The organism is Amycolatopsis aidingensis (genome assembly GCF_018885265.1).
Lineage (GTDB): Bacteria > Actinomycetota > Actinomycetes > Mycobacteriales > Pseudonocardiaceae > Amycolatopsis > Amycolatopsis aidingensis.
In genome coordinates this window covers 5,662,396-5,675,499 of the sequence record NZ_CP076538.1, presented here as the reverse complement: position 1 = coordinate 5,675,499, position 13,104 = coordinate 5,662,396, and the positions used below count along the sequence as shown (strand labels likewise).

Annotated in this window: 8 protein-coding genes; 3 read left to right on the top strand and 5 right to left on the bottom strand. The window is 69.6% G+C overall.

Annotated features, from left to right (window positions below; all coding sequences use genetic code 11):
• Window positions 1-72: 72 nt before the first annotated feature.
• Together dnaE and KOI47_RS25770 are read left to right on the top strand one after the other, a co-directional pair.
• On the top strand, window positions 73-3,654 hold the full coding sequence (gene dnaE, locus KOI47_RS25775; protein WP_216208562.1) for a DNA polymerase III subunit alpha: 3,582 nt from the start codon (window positions 73-75) through the stop codon (window positions 3,652-3,654).
• Between the two features lies 1 nt (window position 3,655).
• Window positions 3,656-5,131 (top strand): MFS transporter, encoded by a 1,476-nt coding sequence (locus tag KOI47_RS25770; protein ID WP_269756728.1) that lies wholly within the window; start codon window positions 3,656-3,658, stop codon window positions 5,129-5,131.
• A gap of 328 nt (window positions 5,132-5,459) precedes the next feature.
• Here the strand turns inward: KOI47_RS25770 and KOI47_RS25765 are convergent, their stop codons facing one another.
• From KOI47_RS25765 to KOI47_RS25755, 3 genes are all read right to left on the bottom strand, one after another.
• Window positions 5,460-6,212 (bottom strand): SIR2 family NAD-dependent protein deacylase, encoded by a 753-nt coding sequence (locus KOI47_RS25765; RefSeq protein WP_216208555.1) that lies wholly within the window; start codon window positions 6,210-6,212, stop codon window positions 5,460-5,462.
• A gap of 23 nt (window positions 6,213-6,235) precedes the next feature.
• A complete protein-coding gene (locus KOI47_RS25760; protein WP_216208552.1) occupies window positions 6,236-7,402 on the bottom strand; it encodes a L,D-transpeptidase in 1,167 nt (388 codons plus the stop codon).
• An 86-nt stretch (window positions 7,403-7,488) separates the two neighbouring features.
• A complete protein-coding gene (locus tag KOI47_RS25755; protein ID WP_216208549.1) occupies window positions 7,489-8,355 on the bottom strand; it encodes a patatin-like phospholipase family protein in 867 nt (288 codons plus the stop codon).
• Window positions 8,356-8,524: 169 nt separating this feature from the next.
• Between KOI47_RS25755 and KOI47_RS25750 the strand changes: the two genes are divergently transcribed.
• Window positions 8,525-10,459, top strand: a complete 1,935-nt coding sequence (locus tag KOI47_RS25750) for an acyl-CoA dehydrogenase family protein (protein ID WP_216208546.1) — start codon at window positions 8,525-8,527, stop codon at window positions 10,457-10,459.
• 12 nt (window positions 10,460-10,471) lie between these two features.
• Here the strand turns inward: KOI47_RS25750 and KOI47_RS25745 are convergent, their stop codons facing one another.
• On the bottom strand, window positions 10,472-12,103 hold the full coding sequence (locus tag KOI47_RS25745) for an ABC transporter permease (protein WP_216208542.1): 1,632 nt from the start codon (window positions 12,101-12,103) through the stop codon (window positions 10,472-10,474).
• Window positions 12,100-13,050: an ABC transporter ATP-binding protein gene (locus KOI47_RS25740; protein ID WP_232376252.1), complete on the bottom strand. Its 951-nt coding sequence runs from the start codon at window positions 13,048-13,050 to the stop codon at window positions 12,100-12,102. Before KOI47_RS25740 ends, KOI47_RS25745 begins: the two co-directional genes overlap by 4 nt.
• Between the last annotated feature and the right edge of the window lie 54 nt (window positions 13,051-13,104).

Here is a 13,104-nt window from a genome sequence, read left to right as displayed (position 1 = left end):
GGCCCGCCATGGCTAGGCTGGCAGGCCCGGCCGGGTGGGTCGGTTGATCAACATCAGGGGAGGTTTTTGCTGGTGTCGAGCGATTCATTCGTCCACCTGCATGTGCACACCGAGTACTCGATGCTCGACGGTGCGGCCAAGATCGCCCCGTTGTTCACCGAGGCGTCGCGGTTGGGGATGCCTGCGGTGGGGATGACCGACCACGGGAACATGTACGGGGCGGATCAGTTCTATCAGGAGGCGCGCAAGACCGGGATCAAGCCGATCATCGGGATTGAGGCGTATATCGCGCCGGAGTCGCGGTTTCACAAGAAGCCGGTGTTCTGGGGGCAGAGCAGTCAGCGGGGTGCGGACGAGTACGGCGAGGGCGGCGACGTCTCGGGTGGCGGCGCCTATACGCATATGACGATGCTGGCGGAGAACGCGACCGGGTTGCGGAACCTGTTCAAGCTGTCCTCGCTGGCTTCGATGCAGGGGTACTACCGCAAGCCGCGGATGGATCGGGAGTTGATCGCGGAGAACGCGGCGGGAATTATCGCGACCACCGGTTGTCCTTCGGGTGAGGTGCAGACGCGGTTGCGGTTGGGGCAGAAGCGGGAGGCGTTGCAGGCCGCCTCGGACTACCGGGACATTTTCGGGAAGGACAACTTCTTCCTGGAGTTGATGGATCATGGGCTGCCGATCGAGCGGTCGGTGCGCGAGGGTCTGCTGGAGATCGGGCGGGAGCTGGGGCTGACGCCGCTGGCGACGAATGATTCGCATTATGTGACGAAGGATCAGGCGGATTCGCATTCGGCGTTGTTGTGTGTGCAGTCGGGCAAGACGCTGAATGATCCGAACCGGTTCAAGTTCGATGGGGATGGCTACTATCTGAAGTCGTCGGCTGAGATGCGGGAGTACTGGGATTCCGAGGTTCCCGGTGCGGCGGATGCGACCCTGCTGGTGGCGGAGCGGGTGGAGTCGTATGAGGAGGTGTACGCGCACCGGGACCGGATGCCGAGGTTCACGGTGCCCGCGGGGCATGACGAGTCGTCCTGGTTGCATCACGAGGTGATGCGGGGCCTGGAGTGGCGCTTCCCCGAGCAGGTGCCGGAGGGGTATGTGGACCGGGCGGAGTTCGAGCTCGGGGTGATCGCGCAGAAGGGTTTTCCTTCCTACTTCCTCGTCGTCGCCGACCTGATCAACTACGCCCGTAGCGTGGACATCCGGGTCGGTCCCGGTCGCGGCTCGGCCGCCGGTTCGCTGGTGGCCTACGCGCTGGGTATCACCAACCTGGACCCGATCCCGCAGAAGCTGCTGTTCGAGCGGTTCCTGAACCCGGAGCGGGAGTCGATGCCGGATATCGACATCGACTTCGACGACCGCAGGCGCGGCGAGATGGTGCGGTACGCCACGGACAAGTACGGGGCGGACCGGGTGGCGCAGGTGATCACCTTCGGCACCATTAAGACCAAGGCGGCGATCAAGGACGCCGCGCGGGTGCAGTACGGTCAGCCGGGTTACGCGATCGCGGACAAGATCTCCAAGGCACTGCCGCCGCCGATCATGGCCAAGGACATTCCGCTGGCCGGGATCGTGGATCCGGAGCACGAGCGGTATGCCGAGGCGGCCGAGGTGCGCTCGCTGATCGAGACCGACGAGGAGGTCTCGACGATCTTCAACACCGCGCGGGGCCTGGAGGGGCTGATCCGTAACGCGGGTGTGCATGCCTGTGCGGTGATCATGTCCTCGGAGCCGCTGCTGGAGGCGATCCCGCTGTGGCAGCGGGACGACGGGGCGATCATCACCGGCTGGGACTACCCCTCCTGCGAGGCCATCGGCCTGCTGAAGATGGACTTCCTCGGCCTGCGCAACCTGACCGTCATCGGCGACGCCATCGACAACATCCGCGCCAACCGCGGCGAGGAGATCGACCTCGACCGGCTGGGGATGGACGACGAGGAGTCCTACAAGCTGCTCGGGCGCGGCGACACGCTCGGCGTGTTCCAGCTGGACGGCGGTGCCATGCGGGACCTGCTGCGCCGCATGCTGCCCACCGGCTTCGACGACATCGTGGCCGTGCTCGCGCTGTACCGGCCCGGACCGATGGGCATGAACGCCCACAACGACTACGCCGACCGCAAGAACGCCAGGCAGGAGATCAAGCCGATCCATCCCGAGCTGGCCGAGCCGCTACGGGAGATCCTTGCCGACACCCATGGTCTGATCGTCTACCAGGAACAGATCATGCAGATCGCGCAGAAGGTCGCTGGCTACTCCATGGGCCGCGCGGACGTGCTGCGCCGGGCGATGGGCAAGAAGAAGAAAGAGGTCCTGGAAAAGGAGTTCGAGGGCTTCCAGGCCGGGATGCGGGCCAGCGAGCTGGTTCCCGGCGGCTTCTCCGACGAGGCCATCCAGGCGCTGTGGGACACGATCCTCCCGTTCGCCGGGTACGCGTTCAACCGCAGTCACGCCGCGGGCTACGGCCTGATCGCGTACTGGACGGCGTACCTGAAGGCGAACTACCCGGCCGAGTACATGGCGGCGCTGCTGACCTCGGTGGGGGACAACAAGGACAAGTCCGCGGTCTACCTCTCCGAATGCCGCAGGCTGGGGATCAAGGTCCTGCCCCCGGACGTCAACGAGTCCGCCCTGCGGTTCTCCGCGGTCGGCGACGACATCCGCTTCGGCCTCGGCGCCGTGCGCAATGTCGGCGCCAACGTGGTCGAGTCGATCATCTCCACCCGAGCCGAAAAGGGAAAATACTCCTCCTTCACCGACTTCCTGGACAAGTCCGAACTCCTGGCCTGCAACAAACGCGTGATCGAATCCCTGATCAAGGCCGGTGCCTTCGACTCACTCGGCAACACCAGGCTGTCCATGGTCCAGGCCCACGAGGAAGCCGTGGAAGCCGTCGTCCCGCTGAAACGCCAGGAGGCCATGGGCCAGTTCGACCTGTTCGGCACCGGCGGCGACGACGCCACCGACACCGGCACCGGCAGCAGCCCACTGGCGCACCTGAAGTTCGGCGACGAGGAGTACCCCCGCAAGCAGCTCCTCGGCTACGAACGCGAGATGCTCGGCCTCTACGTCTCCGCACACCCCCTGGACGGGGCCGAACGTATCCTGCGCAAACACGCCCCCAAACCGATCGCCGCCATCCTGGCCGACCCACCCAAGGAAGGCGAGATCGTGGTCTCCGGGCTGATCACCGCGCTGGAACGCCGGGTGAACAAGAAGGGCGAACCCTGGGCCATCTGCACCGTGGAAGACCTGGACGCCGCACTGGAGGTCCTGTTCTTCCCCAAGGCCTACGCCATCTACGCCGCCGACCTCGCCGAGGACAACGCCGTCGTGGTCAAGGGCAGGGTCAACTGGCGTGAGGACAAGATGTCCGTCTTCGGCGCCGGACTGGTCCCCCTCGACCTCAGCGACATCGACACCGGCGAGGACGAGCCACCCCTGATGCTGCTGGCCGCCGCCGACAAACTCGACCAGTCCGTGGTCAGCGAGCTCAAGCAGACCCTGCTCGCGCACAAGGGCGACACCCAGGTCCACCTCAAGCTCGTCGGCAAGCAGCGGCAGACCGTGTTCGCGCTCTACGACTACCCGGTCAAGGTCTCCTCGATGCTGATGGGCGAGCTCAAGGGCATCCCTGGCATCACGGCCAGCTGACCTGACCCCGTCGGAGGAGGACACCACGCAGCCAGACCCGCGCCGGTGGAAGGCACTCGCGGTCACCCTCGCCGCCGGGTTCATGAGCCTGCTCGACGTGAGCATCGTGAACGTCGCGCTGCCCTCCATCCAGCGCGGGCTGGACGCCACCAGCGGTGAGGTGCAGTGGGTGGTCTCCGGCTACGCGCTGACCTTCGGGCTGATGCTGGTCTCCGGCGGCAGGCTCGGCGACGCGCTCGGCAGGCGGCGGATGTTCATCCTCGCGCTGAGCGCCTTCGTGCTGACCAGCGCGCTGGCCGGGGCCGCGCCCGATGAGGTCACGCTGGTGCTGGCCCGGCTGTTGCAGGGTTTCGCCGCGGGCATGCTCACCCCGCAGAACACCGGCCTGATCCAGGACCTCTTCCAGGGCGCGGAACGGGGCAAGGCCTTCGGGCTGTTCGGCGCGACGGTCGGCATCTCCACCGCGGTCGGCCCGGTGCTCGGCGGCCTGATCATCGCCGGGTTCGGCGAGCAGGACGGCTGGCGCTGGGTGTTCTTCGTCAACGTGCCGATCGGTGCCGTTGCCGTGCTGCTGGCGGCCCGGCTGCTGCCGAAGGAACGGCCGCGGGGGCGCCGCCTGCGCGCCGAGATCGACCTGCTCGGCATGTTGCTGCTCGGCCTTGCGGTACTGGGCGTGCTGCTGCCGCTGGTGCAGTCCGAGCAGGGCGGGCTGGGCAGGCTGTGGTGGATGTTCCCGCTCGCCGCGGTGTTCGGGTTCGCCTTCGTGTGCTGGGAGCGGCGCCGGGTGCGGCGGGAGTGCCCGCCGCTGCTGGACCCCCGGTTGTTCACCAGCACGCCGGGGTACGCAACCGGTGCCTCGCTCGGCGCGATGTACTTCTGCGGTTTCGCCGGGATCTGGCTGGTCTTCGCGCTGTTCTTCCAGCAGGGCCTCGGTTACTCCCCGCTGGAGTCCGGGCTGGCGGTCACCCCGTTCGCGGTGGGCTCGGCGGTCTCGGCCGCGGTGGCCGGGCGGTTGGTCGCCCGCTGGCGGCGCAGGCTGACCGTCACCGGGCTGGTGCTGGTCGCCACCGGGCTGGCCGCGGTCGCGCTGATCGTGTTACTGGTGCCTGCCGACCGCGAGGGCGCCGCGGTGGCGCTGCCGTTGCTGGTCGCCGGGATCGGCGGCGGGATGGTGATCTCCCCGAACACCACGATGACCCTGGAACGGGTGCCGCCGGGGCTGGCCGGGGTCGCGGGTGGAGCGTTGCAGACGGGGCAGCGGATCGGGACCGCGATCGGCACGGCCGTGCTCGCCTCGGTGTTCCACGCGGTGGCGGCACAGGGCCGGTACCCGGCGGCGCTTTCGGTGGCGATGCTGTGCGCCGTGGGCTTCGTCGGCTGCGCCCTCGCGCTCGCCGTGGTCGAGCTGCGCCGCGAACCTCACCGGAAGCGGGGGAAATCAGCACAGAAAGTTACTGCGTCTGGTCCATTCGAGTGATAAGGCAGATAAAACGCTGGCATCACTGAGAGCTACCAGGTAGACCTTACGTAGCCTTCAAAGCGGAAGTTTGGCTACCCAGAGTCGTTATTCGGTCCGTGGCCCAGGGGACGGGGCGGTATCGGACCGGAACCTTCGAGATCCGGAAAGTTCTCGGGACGGACACTGAGGGTAACCGTGCCGCAGGCGTCACCGGCGGCCGCGGGGGATCGACCGGCGGCGCTCGGCGCGGAGTGCGACCAGGGCTGGCCGGCACAGCGGAGGCGGCTACGCGGGTGGGCCCGGGGAGAGGGAACCGGGCCCACCCCTCAGCCGGTCCGGGCCGCCGTCACACCAGTGCGGGCAGCACCTCGCCGAGCGGCCCGCGCAGCACTGCGGCGGCAAAAGAGTCGTACGGGGTCTCGGTCGCGTTGCACACCACCACCCTCGCGCCCGCCCCCGCGGCCAGCCCGACCAGGCCCGCGGCGGGCTGCACGGTCAGCGAGCTGCCTGCCACCAGCATCAGGTCCCCGGACTGGGCGGCGATCCGCGCCCGCTCCAGTACCTGCGCGTCCAGCTGCTGGCCGAAGGAGATGGTGGCCGACTTGAGGATCCCGCCGCAGCTCGCGCACGGTGGGTCCGGCTCGCCCGCACGCACCCGGCCCAGCGCCTCCCGCATGTCCCTGCGGTCGGCGCAGTCAAGGCACACGGTCTCGAACATGGTGCCGTGCAGTTCCAGTACCCGCTCCGGATCGGCACCCGCCTGCTGGTGCAGGCGGTCGATGTTCTGCGTGATGGTGGTGCGCAGCCTGCCCTGCCGCTCCAGCCGCACCAGCGCGTGATGCGCCGCGTTGGGCACGGCGCTCCACCCCGGATGCACCAGCCGGGCCTGCCAGGTCTGCTCCCGGACCTCCTTGCTGCCGACGTAGGCCCGCAGGTTGGACATCCGTTCCGCGGCGGGATCGCGGGTCCACAGCCCGTTCGGGCCGCGGAAGTCCGGGATGCCGGAGTCGGTGGAGATCCCGGCTCCGGTCATTGCCACGATATGCCCGGCGTCCGCCACCAGATCGCGTGCGCGGTTCAGGTCCTCGGCGGCGTCCATGCCCCCATGATGCCTTGGGGCACCTACCGGAGCGCGGAACCGGCCTGCCACTCCGGCCAGGACAGTGACCAGTCGCCGTAGCGGTCCCATACCGGCAGCTCGGGGCCGCCCGAGTTGGTCACCTCCACCACGTCGCCCAGCCCGAAGTGGTCGAAGAACCACTTGGCGTTGCTGGCGTCCAGGTTGACGCAGCCGTGCGAGACGTTCGCGTTGCCCTGCTGCGCCACGCTGTTCGGGTTCTCGTGCACGAACTCGCCGTCGGCGGAGATGCGCTGGGACCAGTGCTCCCGTGCGCGGTAGTAGCCGGGCTCGCCCCGGCACACGCCGTAGGTACAGGAGTCCATCGTGTAGTTCTCGTACTTCGCCGAGATCACATGCGTTCCGGAATGGGTCGGGGTGGCGTCCTTGCCCATGGAAATCGGCATGCTCTTGACCTCCTCCCCATTGTGCAGGATGTGCATCTGCTCGGTCGTGCCATCGGCCCTGGCGATCCAGGAATCGTGCACGCGGTACGTTTCCGTGCGATCTCGGGCGCCGTAGGCACCGTTGCCGAAATCCACGCCGTAAATCTTCGCGGCCACCGTGAGCCGGGTTCCCGGCCGCCAGTACTCCTTCGGTCGGTAGTGCACGTTCCGGTCGTCGATCCAGGACCAGCCGCCCTCCTGCGCCGGCTGGGACACCACCGACAGCCGCCGCTCCACCGCGGCCCGGTCCCCGACCGGGAGGCTGAACTGGAACACGATCGGCTGGCCGACGCCGACCCCCTGGTCGCGGACGGAGTCCGGTGCCGGAATGAGGTTCGGCTCGGCCCGTGCCCGCGGCGCGAGCGTGGTGATCTCCCCGTGCTGTTCGATCCGTTTGCCCTGTTCCCCCACGGCCCGTGCGATCACCGTGTACCGGCTGGCGTAGCCGAGTGGCTCGGTGGCCGTCCATGCGGTGCCGTCCGGGGCCAGCGTGCCGTCCACCCTGGCACCGGTGCCGGTGTTGGTCATGGTGACCCCGGTCAGCCTGCCGTGCTCGGCCCGCACGGTGATCGGGGTGACCGGGTTGACCGCCGCCGTGCCGTCCGGCTCGATGGAAACGCGCACCGAACCCGCGGGCACCGAATTCCGGCTCACCCCGACCGTACAGCCTGCCGTGCCGAGAACGCAGGCGACCAGGCCCCAAAGTAATGCCCTCTTTGCAAACATTTGGTCTCTTTTTTGGTTATTGAAGGACTTTTGCCGATAACGAAAATACGCGAGCATCGGCCTCGGCGAAATTGCCGACGAGTCACTTAATGGGCGACCACGCCGGGGCCGCCGTACAATCCGGGACCGGTGACGTCGAGCGTGTCCAGATAGCTGCTGGCCGCCTGGTAGGACTCCGTCGTCAACTCGCCGGTCCGGCCGAAGTCCAGCGGGCTCAGCCGCACCGGTGCCGGGCCGGGCAGGTACACCACGGGCGCCTCGGCCGCGACCATCGGCGCCTCCAGTGCGGCCTGGTTGCGCATGCTGATCATCGCGGTGAACATCATCACCTCGGCGAAGGTGCGGGGTTGCGCCGGAAGGTGCCCTGGAAACGCGCAGTCCAGTACCACCAGCGAACGCGCGCCCATCGCCAGCGCCTGGCGCATCGGCACGTTCGCCACCAGGCCGCCGTCGTAGTGCAGCGAACCGGCATGTGGCACCGGTGGGTAGATCCCCGGGATGGCACAACTGGCCAGCAGTGCGGGCCGCAGCGCACCGGAGCGCAGCAGTACGGGCTCGCCGGTGTGCACGTCCGTGCTGACCACGCCGAGCGGGATGGCGAGATCCTCGAACCGGGTGCCCGCGCCGAGGTGGTCGTCGATGATGGCGGCCAGTCCGGTGTTCGGGAACAGGTGCGTCCTGGTGTGCCGCAGCGTCCTCACCTGGCTGAGCACCCCGCCGGGGAAGGCCTCGTCCCTGGTCATCCTGGCCCAGATGGCCTCCAGCCCGGATGCGGAGTGTTCCCCTGAGCGGGCGAGCACGGCGCCGTTCAGCGAGCCGACCGAGGTTCCCACGATCAGATCCGCGCCGATCCCGGCCTCGGCGAGCGCGCGCAGCATGCCGACCTGCATCGCGCCGAGGCTCCCGCCGCCGCCGAGCACGAACCCGACCGGCCGGGGCAGTTCCGGTGTCATCCGCGCTGTCGCCCTTCTGGTCACTCTCCAGGCCGGATCGTACGTCCACCCGGCCTACCCGGCCCGGGCAACTGATCGCCTACCGGGGGGTTTCGCATCGGCTACCGATGGGTAACACTGAACTGTGTAATGGCGGTCACATTCTTGATCAGGCTTGCTGGAGGTTCCCGTGGCGGATCAACCCAAGGTGACGGAGCAGGAAGCCAGGGCAGTCGCCGAGGAGGCGCGGGAAAGCGGCTGGCAGAAGCCGTCCTTCGCCAAGGAGCTGTTCCTCGGCCGGTTCCGGCTGGACCTGGTTCATCCGCATCCCCGGCCGACGCCGGAGGCCGCCGCGAAGGCCGAGAACTTCCTGTCCCGGCTGCGCGAGTACTGCGCGACCCTGGACGGTTCGGTGATCGAGCGGGAGGCCCGGATCCCGGACGAGTACGTCAAGGGGCTCGCCGAGCTCGGCTGCTTCGGCATCAAGATCCCGGAGGAGTACGGCGGGCTCGGCCTGTCCCAGGTTGCCTACAACCAGGCGCTGATGCTGGCCGGTTCGGTGCACCCGACCATCGGGGTGCTGCTGTCGGCGCATCAGTCGATCGGCGTGCCCGAGCCGCTCAAGCTGGCGGGCTCACCGGAGCAGAAGCAGCGCTTCCTGCCCCGCTGCGCCAAGGGTGCGGTCACCGCCTTCCTGCTCACCGAGCCGGACGTCGGCTCCGACCCGGCCCGGCTGGCCACCTCGGCCACCCCCACCGAGGACGGCGAGGGCTACGAGCTGGACGGGGTGAAGCTGTGGACCACCAACGGGGTGGTGGCCGAACTGCTGGTGGTGATGGCGCGGGTGCCAAGGACCGAGGGGCGCCGCGGCGGGGTCACCGCCTTCATCGTGGAGGCGGACGCCCCCGGCATCACGGTCGAGCGGCGCAACGAGTTCATGGGGCTGCGCGGGATCGAGAACGGGGTCACCCGGTTCGACAAGGTGCGTGTGTCCAAAGAGGACGTCGTGGGGCGCGAGGGGGACGGCCTGAAGATCGCGCTCGCCACGCTGAACACCGGCAGGCTGTCCGTGCCCGCCATGTGCGCAGGCGCAAGCAAGTGGTGCCTGAAGATCGCCAGGGAGTGGTCGGCCGAGCGGGTGCAGTGGGGTAAGCCGGTCGGCAAGCACGGCGCGGTGGCAGGCAAGATCTCCTATATCGCGGCCACCTCCTACGCGCTGGAGAGCGTGCTGGACCTCTCCGCGCATATGAGCGACGAGGGGCGCAACGACATCCGGATCGAGGCGGCGCTGGCGAAGCTGTGGGCCAGTGAGGTGTCCTGCCAGGTCGCCGACGAGCTGCTGCAGATCCGTGGCGGCCGTGGCTACGAGACCGCGGCGTCGCTGGCTGCCAGGGGCGAGCGGGCGGTTCCCGCCGAGCAGATGGTGCGGGACCTGCGGATCAACCGGATCTTCGAGGGCTCCACCGAGATCATGCACCTGCTGGTCGCGCGGGAGGCGGTGGACGCGCACCTTTCCGCGGCCGGGGCGCTGGCCGACCCGGACTCGGATATGCGTGCCAAGGCACAGGCTGCGGCCAAGGCCAGCGGCTTCTACGCGCGCTGGCTGCCGCAGCTGGTCGCGGGCAAGGGGCAGGTGCCGACCTCGTTCCGCGAGTTCGGGCAGCTGGGGCCGCACCTGCGCTACGTCGAGCGAACCGCGCGCAAGCTGGCCCGTTCCACCTTCTACGGGATGGCCCGCTGGCAGGCCGCGCTGGAGCAGCGGCAGGGTTTCCTTGCCAGGATCGTGGACATCGGCGCCGAGCTGTTCGCCATGTCCGCCTGCTGCGTGCGGGCCGAGATGCAGCGGGCCGAGGACGCTGCCGAGGGCGCGTCAGCCTACGAGCTGGCCGACGCCTTCTGCCGGCAGGCCCGGCTGCGGATCGAGCGACTGTTCGACGCGCTGTGGAACAACACCGACGAGGTGGACAAGCGGATCACCGGCCGGACCCTCGACGGTCACTACACCTGGCTGGAGCAGGGTGTCTTCGATCCGAGCGAGGGCACCGGCCCGTGGATCGCGGACTGGCGCTCCAGCGCCCCCGGCCAGGAGAGCGTCGCCCGCCGCTACCTGCCCTCCACCCGCTGACTGACTGCAGTGTCACAGGGCGAGATTGCGGTTGCGGAAGCTGAGCACGCCGGCGGTGGTGAGGGCGGCGGCGACGGCGAGCATGATCAGCAGCGGGGCCGCGGTCAGGGACTCGGTCGGCACGTTCGGCACGTGCGTGAACGGGGAGACGTCCAGCACCGCCTGCGGCAGCCCGAACAGGACGCCGAACTGGCTCACCACCAGGGAGACCGCGAAAGCCAGCCAGGACAGTGCCGCCGCTTGCCTCGGCAGCAGGCCGAACGCCGCCACCACGAAGCCGACCAGCACCAGCGCGGGCGGCACCTGCGCGAGCGCGGCCGTGAGCAGCTCGCCCACCTCGCCCGCGACATCGCCTGCCGTCAGGCCGTAGGCCAGCCCGGTGCTCGCCCCCAGCGCGGCCAGCACCAGCACGGTGCCGCCCGCGGCACAGATCGTGTGCGAGGCCAGCCACCTCGGCCTGCTCACCGCCGTGGCCAGCAGCGACTCGGCGCCACCAGCGGACTCCTCGATCCGCATCCGCAGCGCGGCCTGCACCGGGTAGGCGGCGACGATCACCGCGAGCAGCCCCAGCATCCCCGCGAAGTAGGCATCCACCAGGCTGCCTGCGCTGCCGCCGAGGTCCCGCATCACCTCGGCGCTGGACTCGCTGCCGAACAGCTCGTCGACCTGGTTGCCGACCCCGCCGAAGGCCGCGCCGAGCACCGCCACCGCGACCAGCCAGCCGAACAGCACACCGCGCTGTAGCCGCCAGGCCAGCCCGAGCGGGCTGAGCAGGCCGGAGCTGGCGCGCATCCGGCCCCGCCGCACCGGCATCATCCCGGTGCCGACATCCCGGTGCGTGCTGAGCACGGCGGCGAGCCCGATCGCCGCGGCCGCGAAGGCGGCGGCCACCGCCAGTGGCCACCAGCGGTTCGCGCCGAAGGGCAGGAACTGCTGGCTCCAGCCGATCGGGGAGAGCCAGGAGGGCCACGCGCTGGTCACCGTCGTCCCGCCCGGGTCGACCTCGCCCAGCGCGTCGCCGAGGGCACGCAGCAGGAAGGCCAGCCCGAGCATGGCCCCGGCGAGCCCGAGCGCCCCGCGCGAGCTCTCCGCCAGTTGCGCGGTGACCGCGGCGATCGCGGCGAAGGCCAGGCCGGCCGTGCCGATCGCGGCCCCGGCCGCGAGCGCTCCGGCCGTGGGCAGGCCGATCCCGAGCAGGGCCAGCGCGCAGACCACGGCCAGGCCCAGGTTGGCGATTCCGGCCACCAGCAACGCGGAGGTGAGGGTGGCGTGCCGCCCGACCGCGGCCGAGCCCGCCAGCTCCGTCCTGCCGAGCTCCTCGTTCTGCCGGGTGTGCCGGGTCACGGCCAGGATGTTCAGCAGGCCGGCCAGCAGTGCCGCGTACACCAGCACCTCGGACATGACCAGCCCGCCGAGGGTTCCGTTCGGCGCGGGCCCGGTGATCGCCCGCGCGGCCACGCTGCCCGCGCGCACCGCCGCGTTCTCCATTCGCCCGGCCGTCGTCGGGTACAGCTCCTCGATGCTGGCTGCGGTTCCCGCCACCAGCCCGCCGATGCCCAGCAGCCACAGCGGCAGCCGGACACGGTCCCGGCGCAGGGCCAGCCGGGTCAGGGTGGGGGTCGCGGTGAAAGCCGTCGTGCTCATCGGGCACCCGCCGTCTCCGGCTCCGCCGCGAGCTCGTCGCCGTAGTGCCGCAGGAACAGCTCCTCCAGCGTTGGCGGGGCACTGGTCAGTGCGCGCACCTCGAACCGGGCCAGGTGCCGGTGCACCTCGGCCAGCTCGGCGGTGTCCACCTCGAACTCGGCGTGGTCACCCTGCTGCCGCAGATTGTGCACCCCGGTCAGGTCCGCCAGCCCGCTGAGCGGCCGGGCGGTCTGCACCGAGATGGCGGTACGGGTGAGGTGCCGCAGCTGCGCCAGGCTGCCCGACTCCACGGTGCGCCCCTCCCGGATGATGCTCACCCGGTCGCACAGCTGCTCCACCTCGGCCAGGATGTGGCTGGACAGCAGCACCGTCTTGCCCGCGTCCCGCAGTTGCCGGACGCAGTCCTGGAAGACCGACTCCATCAGCGGGTCGAGCCCGGAGGTCGGTTCGTCCAGGATGTACAGCTCCACATCGGAGGCGAACGCGGCGACCAGCGCCACCTTCTGCCGGTTGCCCTTGGAGTAGGTGCGCATCCGCTTGCCGGGGTCGAGGTTGAACCGCTCCACCAGATCGCGCCGCCACCGCTCGTTCAGCCCGCCACGCAGCTCGCCGAGCAGGTCGATGGCCTCCCCGCCGGAGAGGTTCGGCCACAGGCTCACATCCCCCGGCACGTAGGCGAGCCTGCGGTGCAGCGGCACGGCGTCCCGCCACGGGTCCGCGCCGAGCAGCCTGGCCCGGCCGGAGTCTTTGCGCAGCAAGCCGAGCAGGATCCGGATGGTGGTGGACTTGCCCGCCCCGTTGGGGCCGAGGAAACCGTGTACCTCCCCGGTGCGGGCGCCGAGGTTCAGGCCGTCCAGCGCGCGGGTGTCGCCGAAGGTCTTCACCAGGTCCTGGACGTGGATGGCGTGGTCGGTCTCCGGGTGGGATGAGTGCTCGGGTGTCGGCACGGTGCCCCCTAGGTATTCGGGCTCTACTTACCTTCGGTAGACGATGCTACGCTT